A 23782-nucleotide genomic window follows, 5' to 3' on the forward strand; every position below is an offset into this window, starting at 1 on the left:
CATCTCGTTCCCTTGGCAGCGACCGGGTCGGCACCTAAATTGTATGCGTCTAACGATGGGGATTCCTTGGGGATTTCCTCGAATTGCCCAAGTAACTGGGTCGAGTAACTCCTGAAGGATCAGGGCCGCGATCCGCGCGACCACGAAGGAAGATCGATGAACGCCAATCTGCGCAACTTCGCCCTCTGGGTCATCATTGTCTTGTTGCTGTTGGCGTTGTTCACGCTCTTCCAGAATCCGGGTCAGCGCGCCTCCTCGCAGGACATCGCCTTCTCCCAGCTGCTGAGCGAAGTTGACCGCGGCAATGTGCGCGACGTCGTGATCCAGGGGCCGGACATCCACGGCACCTTCACCAACGGCTCCAGCTTCCAGACCTATGCGCCGAACGACCCGACGCTGGTCAAGCGCCTCTATGACAGCAAGGTCCAGATCACCGCGAAGCCGCCGGGCGACAACGTGCCCTGGTTCGTCTCGCTGCTGGTCTCCTGGCTGCCCTTCATCGCGCTGATCGGCGTCTGGATCTTCCTGTCGCGGCAGATGCAGGGCGGCGCCGGCAAGGCCATGGGCTTTGGCAAGTCGCGCGCCAAGATGCTGACCGAGGCGCATGGCCGCGTCACCTTCGAGGACGTCGCCGGCGTCGACGAGGCCAAGCAGGACCTGCAGGAGATCGTCGAATTCCTCCGCGACCCCGGCAAGTTCCAGCGCCTCGGCGGCCGCATTCCGCGCGGCGTGCTGCTGGTCGGCCCTCCCGGTACCGGTAAGACCCTGATCGCGCGTGCGGTCGCGGGCGAAGCCAACGTGCCGTTCTTCACCATCTCCGGTTCTGACTTCGTCGAGATGTTCGTCGGCGTCGGCGCCAGCCGCGTCCGCGACATGTTCGAGCAGGCCAAGAAGAACGCGCCCTGCATCATCTTCATCGACGAAATCGACGCGGTCGGCCGTCACCGTGGCGCCGGTCTCGGCGGCGGCAATGACGAGCGCGAGCAGACGCTGAACCAGCTGCTGGTCGAGATGGACGGCTTCGAGGCCAACGAGGGCGTCATCCTGATCGCCGCGACCAACCGTCCCGACGTGCTCGATCCCGCGCTGCTGCGTCCGGGCCGCTTCGACCGCCAGGTCGTGGTGCCGAACCCCGACGTCGTCGGCCGCGAGCAGATCCTGAAGGTCCACGTTCGCAAGGTGCCGCTGGCACCCGATATCAACCTCAAGACCATCGCGCGCGGCACCCCCGGCTTCTCCGGCGCCGACCTGATGAACCTCGTCAACGAGGCCGCCCTGACCGCCGCCCGCCGCAACAAACGGATGGTGACGCAGGCCGAATTCGAGGAAGCCAAGGACAAGGTGATGATGGGCGCCGAGCGCAAGTCGCTCGTCATGACCGAGGAAGAGAAGCTCTTGACGGCCTATCACGAGGGTGGCCACGCCATCGTCGGCCTCAACGTGCCCGCGACCGATCCGATCCACAAGGCGACCATCATCCCGCGCGGCCGTGCGCTTGGCATGGTCATGCAACTGCCCGAGCGCGACAAGCTGTCGATGTCGCTGGAGCAGATGACCTCGCGCCTCGCCATCATGATGGGCGGTCGTGTCGCCGAAGAGCTGATCTTCGGCCGCGAGAAGGTGACCTCGGGTGCCGCCTCCGACATCGAGCAGGCCACGCGCCTCGCCCGCATGATGGTGACGCGCTGGGGCCTGTCGGAAGAGCTCGGCACCGTCTCCTACGGCGAGAACCAGGACGAGGTGTTCCTGGGCATGTCGGTCTCGCGCACGCAGAACGCGTCTGAAGCGACCGTGCAGAAGATCGACTCGGAGATCCGCCGCCTGGTCGAGGAGGGTTACAAGGAAGCAACCCGCATCCTCACCGAGAAGCATTCCGACCTCGAAGCCCTGGCCAAGGGCCTGCTCGAGTTCGAGACGCTCTCCGGCGACGAGATTGTCGATCTGCTCAAGGGCAAGAAGCCGAACCGCGAGTCCGTGCTCGAGCCGACCACCCCGCGCGCCTCCGCCGTGCCCCCGGCCGGCAAGTCGCGCCCACGGCCCGATCCGGATCCCGGCCTGGAGCCGCAGCCGCAGGCCTGATCGCGAAGCGGCAGAGAAAATCGAAAAACGCGGCGGCAACGCCGCGTTTTTTGTTGTGTGCCGAGTATGAGCGACAGCTTGGAGGTGGAAGTCCTCTATCCAGCCTGATGGCGGCGAAGGATTAGCGAAGCGCAAGGGCGTCATCGTGAGGTGGGGTCTGAAGAAAGCGTGGAGCAAAGCCGCGGCCCGATGGACAAACACCGGATAACGAGGCCTACCCGGCCGGACGAGCGAGCAATTGATCGCGAAGTCCAAGGTCATCAAAGGTCGGGGTGGTAAATTCGGCGGGCGTGCGGTGAAGGCGGTCGGTCTTACCTCGGGAGGTCTGCGCTGTGTCTCGGCAACGAGACTGAGACCGTCGCAAGACGGCCTGACCGCAGCGCAGAAGTCAGCCGAGGGCGTAGTAGGCGGCAGCGCGCCGCTGAAGGCCTGAACGGTGGAAGTGGTCAGTAGAGCGGCGATCTCGTGCGAGCCATGCGGCAGAAGAATCAGGTCGAGCTGAACTTGAGCCCCGGAGCGGAGGGTGAAGCCCGAAGCGCCGGCGCCCGAGAGCCTGAAGCGCGTGCGGCGGAAGTCTGTCTCGAACGCCCGGCGGTCGCAGGACCGTCGATGGAAGACGTTGTCGAGAGTGAGAATCTGAAGGCAGCGTTGGCGCAAGTAAAGCGCAACAAGGGCGCGGCGGGCGTCGACGGGATGACCGTCGGCGAGCTGTCAGCCCACCTGAAGGAGCACTGGCCTGCGATCCGAGCCCAGTTGCTTGACGGCACCTACAAGCCACAGCCGGTGCGGCGGGTGGAGATACCGAAGGCGTCGGGCGGCCTGCGGCCGCTCGGCATTCCGACGGTGCTCGACCGCTTGATCCAGCAGGCGGTGATGCAGGTGCTGCAGGCGGATTGGGATAGGACGTTCGCCGAGACGAGCTTCGGCTTTCGGCCGGGGCGCTCGGCACATCGGGCGGTGGAACGGGCGCAGGCGTACATTGCGGCCGGCCACAGCATCGTGGTGGACATCGACCTGGAGAAGTTCTTTGACCGGGTCAACCACGACATCCTGATGGGACTGGTTGCCAAGCGGGTTGCTGACAAGCGCATCCTGAAGCTCATCCGCGCCTTCCTGAATGCGGGTGTGTTGGAAGGAGGGCTGGTCAGTCCGACGGAAGAGGGCACGCCGCAGGGCGGTCCGCTCTCGCCGCTGTTGTCGAACCTGATGCTGGATGTGCTGGACAAGGAACTGGAGAAGCGCGGCCACCGCTTCGTGCGTTACGCCGACGACTGCAACATCTACGTGCGCAGTCAGCGGGCGGGCGAACGGGTGCTGGCTGGCGTCGAGAGGTTCCTCGAAAAGCGCCTCAAGCTCAAGATCAACAAAGCGAAGAGCGCGGTTGCCAAACCGAGTGTTCGCAAGTTCCTGGGCTTCAGCTTCACCGGCGGGCAAGAACCGCGGCGGCGCATCGCGCCGCAGGCACTCGCCCGCTTCAAGGCGAAGGTTCGGGAGCTCACGCGACGCACGCGTGGTCGATGCCTCGTGCAGATCGCCAAAGAACTGTCGACCTACCTGATTGGGTGGCACGGCTACTTCGGCTTCTGTCAAACCCCGTCGGTGTTGCGCGTGCTTGACCAGTGGATCAGGCGACGGTTGCGCGCCGTTGCCTGGAAGCAATGGAAGTATGGACCCGCTCGCTTTGCCGAGTTGCGACGCCGCGGCGTCGGCCGGGATCTGGCGGCGCAAACCGCCGGCAGCCCACGTGGCCCTTGGCGGCTCGCGAACAGCCCCGCGCTCACCATTGCTCTGCCAAACGGCTTCTTTGCCTCACTCGGCTTGGCTTCCGTCGCGGCACGGCGACCCGCATAATCCGCTGAACCGCCGGATACGGACCCGTATGTCCGGTGGTGTGGGAGGGGCGGAGCCGCGAGGCTTCCCCCTATCCCGATTGGCAACTCCGTCATCCTGAGGTGCGAGGCATGGGACGCAGCGCGTCCCAAGGGGAGCCTCGAAGGATGAGCGGCCCCGATGCAGCTGGGCCGTCGCCCTTCGAGGCTCGCTCCGCGGCGCGATGCGCCGCAGAGCGCGCACCTCAGGGTGACGGTGATAGATGGAGCCCCCGCAATGACGACGTTGATGCAGCTCCGCTCTAACGACCCGGCACAGGCCTCGTAGGGTGGGCAAAGGCGCGCTTGCGCCGTGCCCACCATCTGTCGGAACGCACGGTCGAAATGGTGGGCACGCTGTCGCTTTGCCCACCCTACGATATCTCACTTCGCCGCAGCCTTCGGCGTATCGCGCCGCTCCAGAAAACGCAGCACATCGTCGTTGAACTGCGCCGGATCCTGCAGGAACGAGAAGTGGCTGACCTCCGGCTGGATCAAGAGGCCGGCTCCCGGAATGTTCGCCGCCATGAACTCGGTGTTCTCGCGCTTGATCGCCTCGTCGTGGTCGCCATCCACGATCCAGGTCGGCACCTTGATCGCCGCGAGGTCCGAAGCCGTCCATTTCGGCTGGCTCTCCCACATCTTGGTGATCTCGTCGACGAAGCCCTTGTACTGCGTCGGCGTCGGCGAGAGGCGCTTGTACTCTTCGCCCGCCCGCGCGATGTAGGCGTTGAAGACCTCGCTTGAGGCGATGTCGGCAACGCCCGACGGGTCCGAGTTCGCCGCGAAGGCGAACAGCCTGCTCACCCGCTCCGGATGCTTCATGGCGATGTCGAGGCCGATGATCGCGCCGTCGCTCCAGCCCACGATCGCCGCCTTCTTGATCTCTAAGTGATCGAGCAGTCCGATCACGTCCGAGGCCATCAGATCGTAGCCATAGGGCTCCTGATTGCGGCTGCTGCGCCCGTGTCCGCGACTCTCCATGACGATGACCTGATAATGCCGTTGCAGTGCGCGGACCTGGTGGCCCCAGTAATTGGCGTTGGCGAGACCGCCATGCAGCAACAGCACGGGCTCACCCCGGCCGTACACGGCGTACCAGACCTTGATGCCGTTGACCGGCGCAAGGCCGCTCTGCGCCGCCTTGGGCAAGGTCGGTGTCGGCGGCAGGTTCAGCCATCGCGGCGCCGCATGCGCATTCACGATCGAGACCGCGACGAGAAGCGCGGCGAAGAGATTGCGAAACATCATGTGCGCCTCCCTGTTCGATCGTCGGATATTAGCGCATTGCGACGCCGGCGCGTCAGTCTCGAGGCGGTGTAGCACCGAGACGTGAAGACGGCAGAGCGCGCTGCCTCGCGGAGATGGATCATCGTCGCGTTCTGCAAACAAACGACTCTTTCTGTATTTGAACGGCGAGATTGCGTCCGGCCGCGCGTATCTGGCGCGTCGGGCTTGTCCGGCACACCATGTCGATCCACTTCCTGCCGCACCGGCCGCACGATGCACCGGCCCATGATGGAGATCGACCATGACTGGATTCAAGACTTTCGCTGCCGTGGCTTTGTTGTCGGCCCTGACCGCAACCACCGCTTCCGCGCAATCCGGCTTTGCAAGCAGCCATCCGGATACGTACGAGGCCGAGAACCCCAATCGCAATCTGAATGGCACGCTCACGCCGGCAGGCCGGATCGGCCTCGAATTGCCGGACGGTGCAGCTCCTGCGCAGGGCGTGGACAACGTCGTGGCTCGCGCGGATGGCTCGCGGTCTTGCGCCGAGCGCTATCGTTCCTTCGACCCGGCAACGGGCACCTACCTGGGCTTCGACGGCAGCCGCCATCCCTGCAGGTAATGCAAAGCCGCAAATCGCCGATCCGGATAGCCAGACGTAGGGTGGGCAAAGGCGCTCTTGCGCCGTGCCCACCATCTCTCGGCAGTCGCGAGAGACGTGGTGGGCACGCTTGCGCTTTGCCCACCCTACGATCGCTGTCCCGAACCGGCGCGATCGTGTCGCGCGCCTTAGTCCGGCATTTACCATCAGCCGGTGTGCCAATTCCGGAACGTCGATTCATCCGCCATTAGCGTTTGTGGTTTAGCTCTGCTGCTGTCCGTCTTCATCGCTCCGCGCAAGCGAGCCGGGCGGGCGCTTTCAGGACGGATAGAAGGCACGGCGCTCAACCGAGGCTGATCCGCAGCGGTCGCTTTCACCAGCACTCGAATGGCAGACGTCAACGTCACCTCCGACATGATCGGCCGCCATCGCGCGGTCGGCGCCTCGAATTTCTGGGTCGAGATATTTTCGGTCGCCGTCTTCGCGTCGGCGCTGTCGGTATTGCGGACGGGTTTCGTCCTCGGTCTCACCAACAACCTCTACCATCTGCCGATCGTTGCCGGTCTCTACAATGAGCCGCAATACGCAGACGACCGGTTCATCCAGTCGCTGCGCTATTTTGCGTCCGGTGTCTGGCTGATCCTGAGTGGCGTCGAACGATATTTTGACAACGTTCCGTTGCTGTTCCTCATTCTGTTCTTCCTGTCCCGGCTGCTCAGCTTTGTCGGATTTCTATGCTGTGCTTCGCTGCTGGGCGTAACGGAACAGCGCGACAGGATCGTCTTCAGCCTGATCCTCTGCTTCGTCGCCTTCCTTGACGGCTACAGCTACGCCGGCTCCGGCGGCCTCTTCATCAACACCTTCACCCATTCCGAGATGGCGAATGGTGTGGCCCTGCTGGCGATCTACTTTGCCGCCCGGGGCCGCTTCACCGCGGCGGCGGTTGCCCTCGGGATCACGTTCTTCATCAACGCCTTCTTTGCAGTCTGGCTCGTGCTGCCGTTGGCGCTGATCGGGATACACTTCCTGTCGCAGCGCAAGGCGACATTCGGTGAGATCTCTTTGCGCGTGCTGATCGGTCTCGTCCTGTGCCTGCCGCTTGCGTTCGCGGTGCTTCACGGGTTCCTGGCAAATCCGGAGTTCGGTCGTCCGTTCGGCTTCGACTATGCCGACTTCCTCCGTCAGTACTTCCCCGGTCACGTGCTGATCGACTCGACGTCGGCAGGCGATCTTGTGGGGCTCCTCGGCGTCACCGTCGTCGGAGCGCTCGCGCTATTCTTCCTGAGGCAGGCCGCCGCGGAATTGCGGGTGGCCTATGCGGGCGCAATCCTGGTCTATCTGATCGGCATCGTCGTTCCCTTCGCCACGGGATCGCCGTTCATCCTCAACCTTCATTTCCTGCGATCGAGCACTGTCATACATCTTCTGGCCGCCCTTGCGATCGCGGCCTTGGCGACGAAGTGGTTGCGACGAGACAGGGAGGCGACTTTCCTTCCCGCCTGTCTCATCGTGCTGTTCCTGAGCTTCGACGGCTGGGCGGGCCTTGCCTTCGTCATCGCCGTCTTGATGTATGTTCTTCGAACGACAGGATCGGGATCGGTCTCATCCTATCAGCGCACCATGGGCCATCTGGTGCTCGCCGCGACTGTCTTCCTCGCTTACCCGCTCGCGATCCGTTCCAGTCTGAACTTCAACCGGATCTGCAACGAGGCAATCGAGGAGTGGGGCGCGGTCGGCGCATGGGCGCGCAGCAACACGCCCTTGAACGCTATGTTCCTCACCCCACGAAGGCCGGGAATTGACGGTCGCGCGGAGGTGAGCACCGCCGACATGGCGCTCGATCGCGCCAGCGTATTTGAATACGTCTCGCACCGTCGCGTCTGGATCGATCACAAGCGCGGCGGAACCGCGATGTGGATGCCGTCCTATTACCAGACATGGCGAAGCAGGCTGATGGATGTCGACAGCCTGAATTCGCTGGACGAGCGACTGGCCTATGCGTCGCGCAACGGCATCGGCTATGTCATCGATATTTGCGAGAGCCCGGAAGCGCGGAGCGGCGGCACGCTCTATCGAACGAAACGGCTCTGCGTGTTTTCCGCGGACGCGAGCGAGCCGACTGCGAAGGACGCTTCGTCGGCGACAGAGCGATCTCCCGGGTGATCTAACCCGATCGTCATGGTGAGCGCGCCGTGGCGTCCTCGCGCACGTGGATCACCGCGATATCGTCCGCATAGATCCGCTTCCAGCCCTTCAGGTGATCGAGGATCTGGGGGCCCGGCGCATCGGCGACCAATAGCGTCGCGTCGATCTTGTACTCGTCGAGCAGGCGGGGAAGCAGCTCGGGCTTCTTGCCCTCTGTCGCCTTGAAGAAGTCCATCACGAATCTCTCGCCATAGAGCTCGGCGCGGCCGTCGACGAAGACCGGGATGTCGCGCGCGATCAGATAGCCGCCGAATCTGTAGGCGTTGAAGATGCGCTGCGCCCCGCGCTTCTCGAGCAGGTCGGTGGCCGCGACCGGCGTCTGGTCCATCGTGAATTTGAAGCGGTGATGCGACATGAAGATCGAGGTCGAGGTCCAGGCTGCTGCCACGATCATCAGCGCGCCCGTTGCAGTCACGTAGCGGGCGGGCCAGCTCTCGCCCGTTTGTGCATCGGGTTGCTGCCGCGGCGATTTTTCGCTGAGCGGCTTGGCCAGCACCAGCGGCACCAGGAAGGCAAAGGCCTCGATGCTCCGGACATGGCTGAGCGCCATCCAGGTCAGCAGCAGGATCAGCAGGATGCGCGGCGGCGACAGCGTCAGGCCGCGATAGAGCCCGAGCGCGATCAGGCCGAGCAGCGCGCCTTCGAACGCGGTGAAGGATGCGAAGTTCGCCGGCGACCATTCGGAAATGATCGTCAACAGCTCGCCGAGATTGAGGATGTTGGTCGCCCCCAGCAGCGTGCGCCAGCCATAGGGCGTGACGCAGCTCGCGGCCAGTGCGGCAACACCGAACAGGAACCAGCGCAGCAGCAGCCGGACCTGCTTATTCGACTCAAGGCCCCAGAGCGCCACGAACGACATCGGGCCGATCAGGGCGAGACCCAGCACGAAGCCGCCATGCAGGTTCGCCCACAGCGACATCAGCGGCAGCCAATACCATGACGGCGTGCCCTTGCGATCGGCTGCCGCCATCAGCATGCCGACCCATGCGATCATCACCGGCAGCGCCAGCATGTGCGGCCGCGCCAGGATGTGATGCAGCGACAGCACGACCGCGAGCATCGCGAACAGCACCGAGCGCGGCATCTCCAGATGCGCGTCGAGCAGATAGACGAGGATCGCCGCCGACAATGCGACCGCGACCGCAGTGAGGAACACCGGGCCGGCCCAGCCCCATTGCGCATAGGAGAGCGCGAACGCGACCTGCGACAACCATGAGGTCGAAACCCAGGGCGTCCCGGGCCGCGTGAAGGAATAGAAGTCGGTGTAGGGCAAGGCGTGGTGGTCGAGAATCCATTGCCCGATCTTGATCTGCCAGAACGAGTCGGAGTCCTGAAGCAGCGTATCGCCGACACAGAGAAAGAAGAGATAGGCGCCCGCTCCGACGCAGAGCGGCACCAGCGCTCGCGCGCGGTTCTGTACTGCGATGCTGTTGGCAAAGGAAAGGGACATGCCGCCTCGTCGTCCTGTTTGTTCTTGTCGGATTGGCGAGCGGCATTGGACCACGGCGGTCATAACTTCGGGTAAACCGGCGCTGCGAGGATGTGACGTCGTTACAATTTAACGGATTGTTTTCAAATTCGATTTACCATCGGCGAATACTCGCAAACCGCAGTTTGTTTCCGCAGTCGAATTAACTGCGGCGCAATTCTTTGTCCCTAGGCTCGGTTCCATGGTCGGGCGGCGCTGGGAAGCCGAAGAGACCGGACCAGTTGTAGCCTTGTGTACTTTTGGGAGCACTCTATGAAGAACCTCGTTGCGCGTTTCGTGAAGGATGAATCCGGCGCCACCGCGATCGAATACGGCCTGATCGCCGCCGGCATCGCGCTCGCGATCATCACCGTCGTCAACAACCTCGGCAGCACGCTGAACACCAAGTTCGGCTCGATCTCGTCCAGCCTCAAGTAAGGCCGAACGACCTGGGAATTCCGAGAGCCTCGTCTTCGACGAGGCTCTTTTCTTTTGATCCGTCACCCTGAGGTGCGCGTCCCGCGGCGCGCCGCGGGACAAGCCTCGAAGGGCGACGGCCCGGCTGCATCGGGGCCGTTCATCCTTCGAGGCTCTCCATGGGACGCGTTGCGCCCCATGGCTCGCACCTCAGGATGACGGAATTGAAGCTAGCGATCGTAGGATAGGCAAAGTGCCGCCGAGCTCGAAGCCCCCGTAGGGTGGGCAAAGCGTAGCGTGCCCACCATCATGAGCACGTGGCACAGTGCACCCCCAACGTCATTGCGAGCGCAGCGAAGCAATCCAGACTGCCTCCGCGGAGAGACTCTGGATTGCTTCGCTGCGCTCGCAATGACGAGGAAGCGTCAACGTAGTCACAACTTCTATGGCCGTTGCGGAAAAATGGTGGGCACGGCGCTGTGCGCCTTTGCCCACCCTACGGCAGCGTGCTTGTGACGGCGACGAGTGCCCTGCTATTCCGCGAGGCTGGGCTGCCAGACCGGCGGTAGCGCAGGCGCGGCGGACACGGGCGCCGTACGGCCGAGCCGTTCAACACAGAACTTCGTCACCCAGATCGAGGCTGCGGCGAGGGCGATGCCGCCGGCGACGTCGATGAGATAATGCGCGCCGATCGCCGGCGTCGCCGCGATCATCAACAGGTTGAGCGCGGCCGCGATGCCGCCGATGCCGCGCACCGGCCACAGCGCCCACATGTAGAGCACGGCGGATGCGGCGTGAAAGCTCGGAAACGAGACGATGCCGGAGAGGAAGAACAGCCGCAGCTCGTGCAGGCTGCCGTCGCGCAGCGCGAGGATGTCTCGCAACTGCCCGGCATAGACCGTGGTGTTGATCTCGGGGAAATGCGCGGCCGGCAATTGCAGCCCGTAATAGGTGCCGATCGCCGGCACCATTGCGGAGATCGCGATGGTGACCGCGAGCGCGAAGCTCATCGCGAGCATGAACACCTGCAGCCGCACATGGCGCGCCGTCAGCGTCAGCACGACCGGAACGCCGAGCAGCGGCCATTTGATCAGTCCATAGCCGCGGGCGAGGACGTCTGCCAGCCAGGGATGATCGTTGATGTAGCGCGCGATCGGTTCGGGATCGAGGCCGAGCGCGCGGTCGATCGCAAGCAGCGCGTCGTCCTGGAGCGGCCAGTTCAGCTTGCCGGCGACATAGCTCAACGGTCCGACGATGGCGCAGGTGAGAATGACCTGTCCGATCGTGCCGAGCGAGAACACCAGCTTCGGATCGGCATGCTCGCCCTTGGCGATCCGGTGACCGCAGGCGACGCCGACCAGGATGGCCGCGATTGCCACCGTGATGCTGTAGGCCACGGGCTCGAGGCTCAGACCGGTCGCGGGGAGGCCAAGCGCCAGCAGGCTGCCCATGGCAATGATGGGAAGCCAGTTCAGGTGGAAGAGCCGCCAGGCGGTTCGGGCGTCCGAATCGAGCATGCTGCACCGAGCTAAAGCATGATCCGGAAAAGTGCGAAGCGGTTTTCCGAAAAGATCATGCGTAAACAACAACCTGGAGCGCGATGACGATTCATCCAAATCTCATCGCGCGTTAGGATCGCAGTCGGCGGTAAGGTCGCGGACCTGCTTTAAGATGACGGTAACAATCGTGGTTAGCCGTTTATCAACCGGCTCTCGCACTTTGCGCATCTGTCGCCTGCGGCTTTGGCGTGACGCTTTACGCAAATGCATCTTGTCATCCTCCCTGAATAGTTGTTCAGTCCTTGCGGGGCGATTTGCAGCAAATTGCGTGACGAAGCGTTCGGCCGCGGGGTGTGCGGACGGCGTGTGTGGGACAGGAAGCGCGCCATGGTTTATCGGCGGACGCATCAAGTGGTTAAGCGCCTTGCGGCCCGGCGCAGTGCGATACTGGCGGCGGCGCGGGAGGCGGCGGCGGAAGGCGGGATGGCGGCGGTGCAGATCGCGCCGGTCGCGGTCCGGGCCAATGTCGCGGCCGGCACGGTCTACCGCTATTTTCCCTCCAAGGCCGAGCTGATCTCCGAATTGATCGCCGAGGTCTCCCGTGACGAGCTCGCGGCGATCCGCCGGGCGGCCGACGCCGCGCCGGGGCCGTCCTCGGCGCTGGCCGCCGCGGTTACCACGGTGGCGGTCCATACCCTGTCGCAGCGGCGGCTGGCCTGGGGCATTCTGGCCGAGCCTGTTGATGTCGATGTCAGCGCCTCGCGCCTCGCCAGCCGGCGCGAGATCGCCGGCGAGATTGCCGCAAGGATCGACGCGGCCGTGCGTGCCGGTCATTTGCCGGCGCAGGACACCGCCCTTGCGGCCACCGCGCTGCTCGGGGCGCTGCATGAGGCTCTCGTCGGCCCGCTCGCGCCCGACAATCTCGAAGATCCCGTCAAGATGCGCGATGCGGTGCAGACCGTGACGCTGCTGGCGCTGCGCGCCGTCGGCGTCATGGACGCCCGCGCCCGCGGTCTCGTGGTCCAGCAGACGCTGCTGCCGACGACGAAGGCGCTGGTCGGGGCGTAAAATCGCGCCGCAACCGGGGTGGCGCCCTGATCGCGCTCAGGTCATTGCCTGAGCGCGCCTTTTCGTGAAACCCCAGCATATCAGCCGGGCCGGCCGGCTACTGTGCATGGGGTTGTTTTCCGACTCTTTTGTTTGGCCGCGCTGGCGAGGCCTAGATGTTGGCGTCGCCCTCGGGGCCGACCGAGGCGATGCGCACCATGTTGGTGGTGCCGGGGATGCCGAGCGGCACGCCGGCGACGATGATCACGCGCTGGCCGGCGCGAACGAAACCGTCCCGGAAGGCGATCTGGCCGGCGCGGCTCACCATGTCGTCCTGGTCGCGCGCGTCTTCCGCCACCACGCAATGCACGCCCCAGGCGACGGCGAGCCGGCGGCCGGCGGTGATGTTCGGCGTGATCGCCACGATCGGCGGCTTCGGCCGCTCGCGCGCCACGCGTATCGCGGTCGAGCCCGAGCTGGTCCAGCAGATCAGGGCGGGCAGGTCGAGCGTCTCGGCGATCTGCCGTGCGGCGTCCGCGATGGCATCGCCAGCGGTGGATTCCGGCGCAGGGCGCTGCGCGGTGAGGACCGAGCGATAGATCGGGTCGCGCTCGACCTCTTCGCCGATGCGATTCATGGTCGAGACCGCCTCGACCGGGAACTTGCCGGCCGCCGATTCCGCCGACAGCATGATGGCGTCGGCGCCTTCATAGACGGCGGTGGCGACGTCGGAGACTTCGGCGCGGGTCGGCACCGGCGACTGGATCATCGATTCCAGCATCTGGGTCGCGATCACCACCGGCTTGCCGGCGCGGCGCGCCATCCGCGTCATCTGCTTCTGCAGGCTCGGCACGCGCTCCAGCGGCAGCTCGACGCCGAGGTCGCCGCGCGCCACCATCAGCGCATCGGAGGCCTCGATGATGTCGGCGAGGCGGTCGATCGCCTGCGGCTTCTCGATCTTGGCCATAACGGCGGCGCGGCCGCGGATCATCTTCTTGGCCTCGATCACGTCGTCGGCGCGCTGCACGAAGGACAGCGCGATCCAGTCGACGCCGGTGACCAGGGCCGCCTCGAGGTCGGCGCGGTCCTTGGACGTCATCGCCGAGACCGGCAGGTCGGTGTCGGGCAGGCTGACGCCCTTGCGGTCGCTCATCTTGCCGCCGACCACGACACGCGTCACCGCGTGCTCCTTGGAGGTCTCCTCCGCGATCAGCCGCACCTTGCCGTCATCGAGCAGCAGCGCATGGCCGGGCCTGAGCGCGGCCAGGATCTCCGGATGCGGGAGGTGGACGCGGGTGGCATCGCCCGGCGCCTTGTCGGAATCGAGCGTAAAGGTCTGGCCGTTCTGAAGCTGCACTGAGCCTTCCGCGAACGCGCCGAGCCGGAGCTTGGGGCCCTGGAGGTCGACCAGGATGCCGATCGGGCGGCCATAGCTGCTCTCGACATTGCGGATCGTCGCCACCAGCTCCCGCATCTTGTCATGCGGGGTGTGGCTCATGTTGATGCGGAACAGGTCGGCGCCGGCCTCGAACAGGCGGCGGATCATCGCGAGGTCTGAAGAGGCAGGTCCCAGGGTCGCGAGAATCTTGATACGGCGAAGACGCCTCATGGCTTATTTCCAGACGGGGGTGGCAGGCCGGGCGAGCCCGGGGGCGTAGCACCGGGCGGGCTATTGGGCAAACCCGGAACGCCGCCCGGGCCAACCGGTCCGGGCAGGCCAGGCACGCGTTGCTGCGCCGGCTGTTCGTTGGCATCGGTGAGCTGCACCGTCCAGGCGCGCTGCTCGCCGGTATCGACCTCGAAATAGCCGGTGCGGTCATAGCCGCGTGCCAGGCAATCCTCGGTGCCGCGGATGGTGAACTCCTTGTCGCGCGAGCACATGAAGGCCTGGCCCGACCATTCGCCGCCGCGGTCATAGTCGATGGCGTAGATGTAGTAGTAGCGGGCGACCAGCGTGCCCCGCAGCAGCGTCTCGCAGGAGCGGGACGAGATGTTCCACCAGCCCTCGGTGGTCCAGCCCTCGGCATCCTTGTAGCCGAGCGCGATGCCGACCCGGCTCGAAGTGTTGTTGCAGAGGCGGAAATCGGCGGAGGCCGGGCTGGTCCAGAGGCACAGCAGGGCGACCGCCAGCACCGGGACCAACCGGGCGAGCAGGCGAAGCGGGGAACGGGGAGATTCGGCAGTCATTGTCGCGGAAGCTATACCAGATCATTGACGATTTGGCGTAGGGCCGGGAACTGCCCCAAGGCCGGGCCTTGGCCCGTTTGCGCCGGGATATGGCAAAATCTGTGACAGGACCCCACCTGATCCCGTAAGGGTGACCGCCATCGGGGCCGGAGCTTTAAGGAATTCAGGTATGGCAATCGACGACAAAACCAGAACGGAGCTCGAGGCGGCCGCTTTCCGGCGCCTGGTCGATCATTTGCGGACCCGAACGGACGTCCAGAACATCGACCTGATGAATCTGGCCGGCTTCTGCCGCAACTGCCTGTCCAACTGGCTGAAGGACGCCGCGGACGCCCAGGGCGTCGCCTTGAGCAAGGACGAGAGCCGGGAGGCCGTCTACGGCATGCCCTACGAGACCTGGAAGGCGAAGTACCAGGGCACGGCCACGCCCGAGCAGATCGAGGCGATGAAGAAGGTTCATCCCCACGGGCACTGAACAATTTCGTTCAGTCATTCCGGGGCGATGCAAAGCATCGAACTGGGGTGCGCCCTCGCGCACCCGAGAATCTCGAGATTCCGGGTTCGCCCTTGGGGCGCCCCGGAATGACCGTGTGATCTCCTGTGGGCGCGCTGTGGACGAGCGCGATGCTTGCTTGAACGCTGGGAGCGCCGACCCTAAGGGTCTACCCAGCACGCGCGGTGAGGATGCCGGCGTCACCTCGTTTTGCCAGTTCCATTGGGAGTACCAAGATGGCCACCTCCGCCGCCGTCCGCGACGACGAGCCCGCGACGAAATTTGCCAAGGACCAGCTCAAATCCATCATCGAGCGCATCGAGCGGCTGGAGGAAGAGAAGAAGGCGATCTCCGACGACATCCGCGACGTCTATGCCGAGAGCAAGGGCAACGGCTACGACGTCAAGGCGCTGCGCACCATCGTGCGCCTGCGCAAGCAGGATCCGAACGAGCGCGCCGAGGCCGAAACCATCCTCGAGACCTACATGCAGGCGCTGGGGATGCTCTGAAGGCGACAGGACCGCGCCTCACCCGTAAGAGTACCTCGCCGGGCCGCAATTTGCGGGGGCCCGCGCTTGGGCAAAATCCGCTCGTCTGCTAGAATGCTCGGTGAAGGGACCGAGCAATGGATGTGCCTGGACCAGAGCGCAGGCTCGCCGCGGTCCTCGCGGCTGACATGGTCGGCTTTAGTCGGCTGATGGAGGTCGACGAGGGTGGCACCCTCGCGCGCCTCAAGACCCACCGGATCGAGCTCATCGATCCGGCGATTGCCAAAAATCGCGGCCGCATCATCAAGACGACGGGCGACGGCATGCTCGTCGAATTCCATAGCGTCGTCGACGCAGTGTTGTGCGCTGCTGAAATTCAGAGCCGGATGGGGCGCCGCAACGCCGATGTCCCGCCGCCGCGATGGATACAATTCCGCATCGGAATCAATCTGGGCGACGTGATCGTCGATCAGAACGACATCTTCGGCGACGGTGTCAACGTCGCGGCACGGTTGGAGGCACTGGCCGAGCCTGGAGGCATCTGCATCTCCAGCGCGGTGCGCGACCAGCTGGGCGAGCGTCTCGATGGTGTCGCATTCCAGGACATCGGCGAGCAGAACGTCAAGAACATCGCGCGCGCCATCCGCGTCTACCGGATTCGATTGGAGGATGCGCCGGCAAGCGCGCCAGCCGGCACGACGGCCGCTGCAAAGGCGACCGGCAAGTCGAAGAAGCCGTCCATCGCCGTGCTGCCCTTCGCCAACATGAGCGGCGATCCGGAACAGGAGTTCTTTGCGGACGGCTTGACCGAGGACATCATTACGGAGCTTTCACGCTTCCACGACCTGCTGGTGATCTCGCGCAACTCGACCTTCGTGTACAAGGGAAAGTCGGTCAAGGTGCAGGATGTCGGCCGCGAGTTCGGGGTCGATTACGTCATCGAGGGAAGCGTGCGAAAGGCCGGGGATCGCGTCCGCGTCACCGTGCAGCTGATCGATGCGGAGACGGATCGGCATATCTGGGCCGAGCGCTATGACGGCGAGCTCAAGGACATCTTCGCTATCCAGGACGAGATGACGCGGGCGATCGCCGCCACGTTGCCCGGCCGTGTCGAGGCGGCGACGCACGATCGGGCGAACCGCAAGCCGACGGACAACATGGCAGCCTATGAATGCGTGCTGGCCGCGAAGGTCTTGCACCATCGCTCCAATCGCGAAGACAATGCGCGGGCGCAACTTCTGCTGGAGCGAGCGCTCGAACTCGACGCGAACTATGCTCATGCGCACGCGTGGAAGGCGTGCGTCCTCGGCCAGACCTGGGTCTATAACTGGTGCGCGGATCGCGACGCCACCTTCGAGCAGGTGGCTTCAGAGCTGGAAACCGCGCTGGGCCTCGACGACAATGACAGCGACGTCCATCGTATCCTCGCGGCACTCAATCTGAACCGCGACGACCATGACAAGGCCGCCTATCATCAGGAACGCGCGCTCGCGCTCAACCCGAACTATGACCTCGTGGTGGTGCAGCAGGGCGAACTGCTGACTTGGCTGGGGAGGCCGGAAGAGGGCATCGACTGGATCAAGAAGGCGATGCGGCTCAACCCGTATCATCCGGAACGATTCTGGAGCCATCTCGGGCGCGCCTATTACTGTGCCGAGAAATACGCCGAAGCCGCCGAAGCCCTCTCCAGGATCTCACGCCCCGATCACACCCATCATGCGTTTCTTGCCGGGATCTTCGCGCAGATGGGCAATGCCGTGGCTGCTGGCGCGCACGCCGCCGAAGTGCTCAAGCGTGAGCCGGCATTTTCAGTGGCCAATCATCTTTCGACCCAGCATTATAAGCGCGACGTAGATCGTCAGCGCTATGAGGCAGGCCTTCTCCGGGCAGGCCTGCCGGCTTGATCTGGCGTACAGCGCGGACCAATTGCCGATCCATCGAGAGTGAGACTGTGATCGAGCCGATATTGCCGCGCGAGGTGAGCCGGGCCTTCGACGCCTTTCCGGCGCCGATGCGCAAGCGGCTCCTTCAGGTGCGCGATCTGATCTTTGCGACCGCCGCGGCGCATGAGGAGGTCGGTCGGCTCAGCGAAACCCTGAAATGGGGCGAGCCCGCCTATCTCACCGAAGCGAGCGGCAGCGGCTCAACGATCAGGCTCGGCCGCCTGAAGGATTCCGATCACGCCGCCATTCTGTTCAACTGCAGGACGACGCTGGTCGACACCTTTCGCCAGCGCTTTCCGGATCAGTTCGAGTATCGGCAGACCAGGGCGTTGCTGCTGCCGGTGGCGGGCAAATTGCCGAAGCGGGAGCTCACGGTCTGTCTGTCGCTGGCGCTGACCTATCATCTGGATCGGCGGGCGCGAAAATAGCGCCGTCGTCCTGGCGAAAGCCAGGACCCATTACCCCAGGGAGCAGTTGGGCGAAGACTCGTCGTTCGGTATTACCATCGCGCGCTCCACCGAGATCACGCGGTATGGGTCCTGGCATTCGCCCATGGGCGCTAAAATAGGATTTGCGCATTGGATTGGCTTGTGATTCCAAATTGGGATGGCACACGAATCGCTTGTGAACGAGGACTGGGCGCGTGTTGTCGCCCGGCTTGGCGGCGCCGAAGCGCTCAACGTTAGCGCGCGCGAGACGAAGGCGTTTGTCCGCCCGCGGGAAATCAGCAATGCGGTGGATTTGCTGCGCTTGATCCTGGCGTATTGCCTTGGCGAGCGAGGTCTGCGGTTGACGGCGGCATGGGCCACGTCGGTGGGCCTTGTCGATATCTCCAACGTGGCTCTGTTGTATCGGTTGCGTCAGTGCGGAGATTGGCTGGCGAAGTTGATAGGCCAAGCACTGGCGAGCGGTGCGCCGAAGGCGAGCCACGGCCGCCTGATCCGCATTGTTGACGCCACGACGGTCCCGAAGGCTGGGACGAGCGGCAGGAACAAGAACGCGGTGTGGCGCATACACAGCGCGTTCGATCTTCCGCAGGAGCGCTTTGGTCACTTCGAGCTGACCGATCAGCGAGCGGGCGAGACGCTGGACCGGATACCGGTGATTGCCGGCGAAATCCGTCTTGGCGACCGCGCTTATCTGCAACCGGAGCGCATGGCACGTCTCGTCGATGCCGGCGCGGACTTCGTGATCCGGTCCGGCTGGAAGAGCGCGCGTTGGGTTGATGCCAAAGGTGGTCTGGTCGATCTGACGGCCGAACTGCGCAAGGCTTCGGCATGTGGCCTGATCGATCGACCGATCTGGATAAAACGCAAGTCTGGCGCACCGCTGCTCGCTCTGCGTCTGGTTGCCGTCAAGAAGCCGGCGCAAGCGGCCGCGGTCGCACGACGCAAGGCGCGCCGAACGGCCCAAAAGGGAGGCCCACCAGCTCTCCAGGCAAACACTTGACGCTGCAGATTGGGTGATCCTGGTGACCTCGCTCGCACCGGAGGACTTCTCAACGAGCGATGTCCTTGCCCTCTATCGGCTGCGATGGCGCATTGAACTCGGCTTCAAGCGGCTCAAGAGTTTGATTGGCCTGAAGGGCCCTCCCGGAACTGACGAGCGGTCCGCCAGGCCCCACATCCTCGCTCATCTGCTGATCATTCTCCTGCTCGAGCCACTCGTCGACGAACTCGAGGACTCTCCCCGCTTGGCCGAGGCCGCCTGACCCGTCCAGGGACCTGGCGTCTGCTCCGCCAACTCGTCGCCTCCCTCCGACAAGCAATCATGCCCCAACCCGCGATTGCTTGCCTGCGCAGACTTCGCTCCACGCTCGGACGGCATCTACACGAACCACCAAGACGAAAACGTCGCTATCAAGCAATGCAACTATTTTAGCGCCCATGGGCATTCGCCAGGACGACACCGGAGATTTTGGAGGCAGCGAATATCCGAAGACGTCAGCGCAGCGCGGCGGTGCGCATGACGAAGGACGTCGTCTCGAGCCGGGCTGTCGCCGAGCCCGAGAAACTGTCGCAGGACAGGCCCGGCATCGGATCGTCGGTGAAGCCCATCGCGATCACCGCCTGCGGCTTGACGAAATAGCCGCGTAGCGCCGCCGTATCGAGCTCGCCCATCAGCGTGACCGACATCGCACGGCTGGCGCTCGGCGACAGCATCACGATCTTGAGCCAGATGCTCTCGTTCTTGGCCGCGGACAGGCGGGTCGCGGTCGCGACCATGCCGTCGACGCTCTTGCCGACCACACTGTTGATCTCGGTGGCGGCCGCAGCGCCGCGCGCGCCGGGACGGGCGGAGCGCGGGATCGGCGCGGAGGCGGCGACGACATTGTTGCGGTCGACCGGGGAGGCGGCAGGCGCGTAGGCCAGTGCCTGAAGCGTTGCGCTGGACACGCTGGCGGTTGGTTGCGGATCGGTCGCCGAGGCAAGCGCCTGGCGGGCCTTCAGCGCCGCAACCTGCGCCGGCGTCGCCTGCTGCGGCGTGGCCGGGACATCATCCCAGAAGCCGCGGGCGTTGATGATGTCCGCGGGGGTCTCGGGCTTGCCGGTCGCCGGCTTGTCAGCCACGGGCGCGGGCTTCGGCTTGGGAGGCGCAACGAGCTGTGCATCGGCCGAGGCGAGCTGGAGGGTGGCTGCGATCTGCGGCTTGGCGCGCGGCGTCGGCACCGGATCGGCCGGCTTGGCTGCGGCGGCCACCACCGTCGGCCCGGACGACTTCGCGGCCCGGGCCGGGGCGCCCTCGTCATCCTCGTCGCTGCTGCTCGCTGCCGGAGCCGACTTGCTCTTGAACAGGGCGGCGAAGAAGTTCGGCTTGCTGGCGCCGTCATCGCCGCTGCCGCGGCGCTCGATCTCGGCCTTGGCGAGCTCATAGCCCTTCAGCGGCGTGCCGTCGGTCGGCAGGTGCACCGTCTTTCCGTCCGGGAAGACGCGGGCGAGCTGGTCATGCGTCATGCGCGGCCAGTGCCGGATGCTGCCGGTGTCCAGATGCACGAAGGGCGAGCCCGAGGTCGGGTAGAACCCGACGCCGCCGCGCTGCAGGCGCAGGCCGGCGAAGCGGATCTGCTCCAGTGGCACGCCCGGAATGTAGAAGTCCATCGCATGGCCCAGCATGTGCTGGCTGAAGCGCGCCACGCCGGAGGAGCGGCGGCGGAGCATGGCGTTGGTGGCGGGGGAGCGGTAGGAGGAGATGATCTGGATCGGCTGCTTGCCGTCGACGTCGCGATAGACTTCCCAGAGGATGTCGAAGAGGCGACGGTCCATGACCGTCTCGTCCTGGGTGCGCCAGTCGCGCAGGAAGTGGTTGAGCTGCTTCAGCGCGGCTTCGTCATAGCGGCCGTCACGCTTGAAGGTGACGGTGAGGTCTTCGCCGGAATGGGTGTGGTGGAAGGAAAGGGTCTTGGTCTCGTTCAGCGCGGCGGCGTTATGGACTGAGCCGGCGGCAGTCAGCAGCAATACGGAAGCGAGGCCGATCCGGGATCCGGCCTTCACTCCCGCATGGGACAACGACAGCACAGCAAATTGGCGTGCAAGACCAGTCAGCACGTATGAGCCCACCCAGTCGACGAGCGTTCAAATGGACTCTCCCGCCAACCCCGTAAGCGCGCGAAAGAGGGTGAACGCTTTCTTAAAGCAAGAAGGTTAATTCGAGGTTGACCTTCCCGCCCCCAAACCAAGTCAGTGTACGGACCTAAACGGTTGAGTGTGGCAAAAAAACGCCCGCTGCCTGAGGGCAGGTCGGAGGATGGTTAACGTTAAGCGCCCCCATCCTGGGGATGGGAGCGCTGATTTCATTGCAGAATTTCAGGAAGTGAGGCGCCGGGCGGGCCTCAGCGGGTGAACACCCGCTGCGGCCGGCGGCCGACCGAAGCCGGCGGCGGGGTCGGAGTCGGAGCGCCGAACAGCCGCTCGAAGAAGTTCGGACCCGACGAGCCGAAGCCGCCGCCATTGTTGGCCACCGCAACGCCCGAGGGCAGCGTCGTCGCCGGGCGCGAATAGCTCGGCTGCGAGTGCGCGACGATGTTCTCGAGGTCCTTGCCGCGGCCGTTCTTCAGGATGTTGAGCATGGTCGCGTCGCGGCCATAGACGTCCTTGCGGAATTGCAGCTTGCCGGCATCGTCCACGAACGCGGTCTGGTAGGTGATGTTGACCGGAATCGGCGTCGGGAATTTCAGGTCGATCTCGCTCTTGCCGTACATGCTGCGCACGCGCTCGGGCGTGTACTTCTCGTTCGGCATGGCGATGTTGAGCAGCACGGAGGCGTACTGATCCGGGTTCTGCACGCGCATGCAGCCGTGGCTGAAGGCGCGGTCTTCCCGGGCGAACAGGTTCTTGTCCGGCGTGTCGTGCTGATAGACCAGGAACTTGTTCGGGAAGTTGAAGCGGATGCGGCCGAGCGCGTTGGCTTCACCCGGCGGCTGCGAGATGTGCACCGAGCCGTCGCGGTTCTGCTCGAGCTTGAGGCCCATGCGCTGGAGTACGGTCGGGTCCTGCTGAAGCGCCGGCAGATATTCGTTGTAGACGATCGACGGCGGCACGTTCCAGGTCGGGTTGACCGTGATGTACTTCATCGTCTCGGTCAACAGCGGGGTGGCGTGCTGGCCCGGCTTGCCGGTGACGACGCGGGTGGTCCAGATCTGCTGGCCGCGCTGCATCACCTTCAGCGTGTAGTCGGGAATATTCAGGATGACATAGGCATCGCCCAGCGCGGGGACGCCGAGGTCGCGCGGCAGCCAGCGCCAGCGCTCCATGTTCACCAGCACGGTGTCGATCTGCTTGTCGCGCTTGGGGGTGTTGAGCGCCTTGACCGTCTTGTCGTCGAGGATGCCGGTCGCCTTCATCTCGGCGCCGCTCTGGAACTTGCGCACGGCTTCGGCGACCGCAGCGTCATAGCGGGTGTCGCTGGCGTTCTCGGCGATGCCGAGCTTGGCGCGCAGCTGCGGCACGCGCGGATCGTCCACGACGATCTCGGCCTGCTTCTTGCCGGCCGGGGTGTATTTCAGCGCCGGACCATCGGCGATCTCGATCACCGGGCCGCTGCCCTGGCCGCGGAGCTCCGCGAGCTTGGCCTTCAGCTCCTTGTAGAGCTTGTGCGGCGGGTTGTAGCTGTCGAGCGCCGCGGAGGCATCTGTCGCGGTCGTGACCTTGGTCAGCACCTCGCTCGGATCGACCGGATGCTCGGGATAGAGGATGTCGCCGCTGACCTGCGACCAGTGCATGCGGCCGCTCTGGGCCTGGCGTGCATAGTCGAACATGCTGGCGGTGAGCTTCAGCTCGGCGTCGGCCAGCGCGTCGGGGGTCGTGGCGGCGGCGAAATCCGGCACCGGATAGTCGGCGGCATTGAGACCGTCGGAGGCGGCATCCTTGAGCCGTGCGATCACGCCCTTGGCCGCAGCGGTCAGGCTGCCGCCTTGCGTCCACACCGGCGCGAAGTCGCGCGCGCCGTAGAACTTCTCGATCGCCGCGCGCTCGTTCTTGCGGTCGAAATGGCGCGAGGTCTTGGCGCCGATGATGTCCTTGAGCTTGTCGGCGACGGGCTGATCGGGAGCGGGAACGTTGCTGGCGGCCTTGACCGGCTCGGCGGCCGGAGCCGCTGCAGTGGCAGGCGCTGCGGGCGCGGCCGACGGGGCGGTCGCGGTGTCGGCCTTGGGGGTATCAGCCTTGGCGGGTTCGGTCTTTACCGGCTCGGTCTTCGCTGTCTCGCTCTTCGGCGCCTCAGGCGCGGGCGTGGTGGCGACGTCGGACGGCTTGGTCTCGACCTTGTCGGGCGCGGGCGCGGCGTCGGCCTTGACCGGCTCCTTGGTAGTTTCCTTGGCAGTTTCCTTCGCCGGATCCTGCACCGTGGCGGTGGTGTCGGGCTTGATGTCGGAAGCGGTCGGGGGTGGGACGTTGGCGGGCTCGGGGCGCGGGATCGCAGCTTCGATCGCGAGCTCGGCAGCGCTGCTGCGCGCTTGATCCTGCGCCAGCGCGGAGCCGGCCGACACCGTGAGGAATGTTGCCGCGACCGTCATCAAGACACGGTCAAAGCCTGCACGGTGGTTCAAACAGTCACGCATTGTGTCACACCCCTCGGGTGAACTGTCCCTCATGGAACAGCTTCGTTATCGCCTAATTGAGCTTCGGCTAAATCGCGCCGGCCTCTCGAAAGTCGCACGCCTGCACGCAACGATTCCCTACGCCAGACGATATACAGGCCCCGATTTTGCAGCCAGCGCTACCGGGGACAACTCACGACAAACTGACTTCAAGGGAGCCGCT

At 64.8% G+C, this 23782-nt stretch carries 19 protein-coding genes; 12 read left to right on the forward strand and 7 right to left on the reverse strand.

What is annotated here, in order from left to right:
• Positions 1 to 156: 156 nt before the first annotated feature.
• Together ftsH and ltrA are read left to right on the forward strand one after the other, a co-directional pair.
• Positions 157 to 2079, forward strand: coding sequence for an ATP-dependent zinc metalloprotease FtsH (ftsH, locus tag ACVJ19_RS15825; protein ID WP_453949998.1), 1923 nt, complete (start codon positions 157 to 159; stop codon positions 2077 to 2079).
• A 474-nt stretch (positions 2080 to 2553) separates the two neighbouring features.
• A complete protein-coding gene (ltrA, locus tag ACVJ19_RS15830) occupies positions 2554 to 3930 on the forward strand; it encodes a group II intron reverse transcriptase/maturase (protein ID WP_028144467.1) in 1377 nt (458 codons plus the stop codon).
• Positions 3931 to 4331: 401 nt separating this feature from the next.
• On the opposite strand, the gene ACVJ19_RS15835 is transcribed toward ltrA, so the two are convergent.
• Positions 4332 to 5198, reverse strand: a complete 867-nt coding sequence (locus ACVJ19_RS15835) for an alpha/beta fold hydrolase (RefSeq protein WP_453949999.1) — start codon at positions 5196 to 5198, stop codon at positions 4332 to 4334.
• A gap of 280 nt (positions 5199 to 5478) precedes the next feature.
• Here ACVJ19_RS15835 and ACVJ19_RS15840 point away from each other — a divergent pair, with 280 nt between their 5' ends.
• Both ACVJ19_RS15840 and ACVJ19_RS15845 read left to right on the forward strand, forming a co-directional pair.
• Complete coding sequence (locus ACVJ19_RS15840) at positions 5479 to 5799, forward strand: BA14K family protein (RefSeq protein ID WP_453950000.1); 321 nt, start codon at positions 5479 to 5481, stop codon at positions 5797 to 5799.
• A gap of 366 nt (positions 5800 to 6165) precedes the next feature.
• The gene (locus ACVJ19_RS15845) at positions 6166 to 7941 is read left to right on the forward strand and encodes a hypothetical protein (protein WP_453950001.1); all 1776 of its coding nucleotides are present in this window, start codon (positions 6166 to 6168) and stop codon (positions 7939 to 7941) included.
• Positions 7942 to 7954: 13 nt separating this feature from the next.
• On the opposite strand, the gene ACVJ19_RS15850 is transcribed toward ACVJ19_RS15845, so the two are convergent.
• A complete protein-coding gene (locus tag ACVJ19_RS15850; RefSeq protein ID WP_453950002.1) occupies positions 7955 to 9433 on the reverse strand; it encodes a hypothetical protein in 1479 nt (492 codons plus the stop codon).
• A gap of 291 nt (positions 9434 to 9724) precedes the next feature.
• Between ACVJ19_RS15850 and ACVJ19_RS15855 the strand changes: the two genes are divergently transcribed.
• Positions 9725 to 9889, forward strand: coding sequence for a Flp family type IVb pilin (locus ACVJ19_RS15855; RefSeq protein ID WP_018641576.1), 165 nt, complete (start codon positions 9725 to 9727; stop codon positions 9887 to 9889).
• A gap of 512 nt (positions 9890 to 10401) precedes the next feature.
• On the opposite strand, the gene ACVJ19_RS15860 is transcribed toward ACVJ19_RS15855, so the two are convergent.
• Complete coding sequence (locus tag ACVJ19_RS15860) at positions 10402 to 11385, reverse strand: phosphatase PAP2 family protein (RefSeq protein WP_453950003.1); 984 nt, start codon at positions 11383 to 11385, stop codon at positions 10402 to 10404.
• Between the two features lie 369 nt (positions 11386 to 11754).
• Here ACVJ19_RS15860 and ACVJ19_RS15865 point away from each other — a divergent pair, with 369 nt between their 5' ends.
• Positions 11755 to 12435 carry a TetR/AcrR family transcriptional regulator gene (locus ACVJ19_RS15865; RefSeq protein ID WP_026311776.1) on the forward strand — a complete coding sequence of 227 codons (681 nt, stop codon included), beginning with the start codon at positions 11755 to 11757 and terminating at the stop codon, positions 12433 to 12435.
• Positions 12436 to 12586: 151 nt separating this feature from the next.
• On the opposite strand, the gene pyk is transcribed toward ACVJ19_RS15865, so the two are convergent.
• A complete protein-coding gene (gene pyk, locus ACVJ19_RS15870) occupies positions 12587 to 14023 on the reverse strand; it encodes a pyruvate kinase (protein ID WP_453950004.1) in 1437 nt (478 codons plus the stop codon).
• A complete protein-coding gene (locus tag ACVJ19_RS15875) occupies positions 14020 to 14601 on the reverse strand; it encodes a DUF1036 domain-containing protein (RefSeq protein WP_453950005.1) in 582 nt (193 codons plus the stop codon). Before ACVJ19_RS15875 ends, pyk begins: the two co-directional genes overlap by 4 nt.
• A 169-nt stretch (positions 14602 to 14770) precedes the next feature.
• Here ACVJ19_RS15875 and ACVJ19_RS15880 point away from each other — a divergent pair, with 169 nt between their 5' ends.
• The 6 genes from ACVJ19_RS15880 (at position 14771) to ACVJ19_RS15905 (ending at position 19236) form a co-directional block, all read left to right on the forward strand.
• Complete coding sequence (locus tag ACVJ19_RS15880; protein WP_453950006.1) at positions 14771 to 15076, forward strand: DUF1244 domain-containing protein; 306 nt, start codon at positions 14771 to 14773, stop codon at positions 15074 to 15076.
• Positions 15077 to 15330: 254 nt separating this feature from the next.
• The gene (locus tag ACVJ19_RS15885; protein ID WP_018641571.1) at positions 15331 to 15603 is read left to right on the forward strand and encodes a DUF2312 domain-containing protein; all 273 of its coding nucleotides are present in this window, start codon (positions 15331 to 15333) and stop codon (positions 15601 to 15603) included.
• Positions 15604 to 15719: 116 nt separating this feature from the next.
• Positions 15720 to 17486, forward strand: coding sequence for an adenylate/guanylate cyclase domain-containing protein (locus ACVJ19_RS15890; protein WP_453950007.1), 1767 nt, complete (start codon positions 15720 to 15722; stop codon positions 17484 to 17486).
• A 47-nt stretch (positions 17487 to 17533) separates the two neighbouring features.
• Positions 17534 to 17953, forward strand: coding sequence for a DUF1801 domain-containing protein (locus tag ACVJ19_RS15895; protein WP_453950008.1), 420 nt, complete (start codon positions 17534 to 17536; stop codon positions 17951 to 17953).
• Between the two features lie 178 nt (positions 17954 to 18131).
• Positions 18132 to 18974, forward strand: coding sequence for a transposase (locus ACVJ19_RS15900; RefSeq protein ID WP_456739395.1), 843 nt, complete (start codon positions 18132 to 18134; stop codon positions 18972 to 18974).
• Positions 18874 to 19236 carry a transposase gene (locus ACVJ19_RS15905; protein ID WP_456739396.1) on the forward strand — a complete coding sequence of 121 codons (363 nt, stop codon included), beginning with the start codon at positions 18874 to 18876 and terminating at the stop codon, positions 19234 to 19236. The genes ACVJ19_RS15900 and ACVJ19_RS15905 overlap by 101 nt, the downstream gene beginning before the upstream one ends.
• A gap of 232 nt (positions 19237 to 19468) precedes the next feature.
• On the opposite strand, the gene ACVJ19_RS15910 is transcribed toward ACVJ19_RS15905, so the two are convergent.
• Both ACVJ19_RS15910 and ACVJ19_RS15915 read right to left on the reverse strand, forming a co-directional pair.
• Positions 19469 to 21082 (reverse strand): DUF882 domain-containing protein, encoded by a 1614-nt coding sequence (locus tag ACVJ19_RS15910; RefSeq protein WP_453950009.1) that lies wholly within the window; start codon positions 21080 to 21082, stop codon positions 19469 to 19471.
• 272 nt (positions 21083 to 21354) lie between these two features.
• Entirely contained in the window at positions 21355 to 23580 is a 2226-nt protein-coding gene (locus ACVJ19_RS15915) for a L,D-transpeptidase scaffold domain-containing protein (RefSeq protein WP_453950010.1), read from the reverse strand.
• Between the last annotated feature and the right edge of the window lie 202 nt (positions 23581 to 23782).

Source organism: Bradyrhizobium sp. USDA 376, from assembly GCF_054063675.1.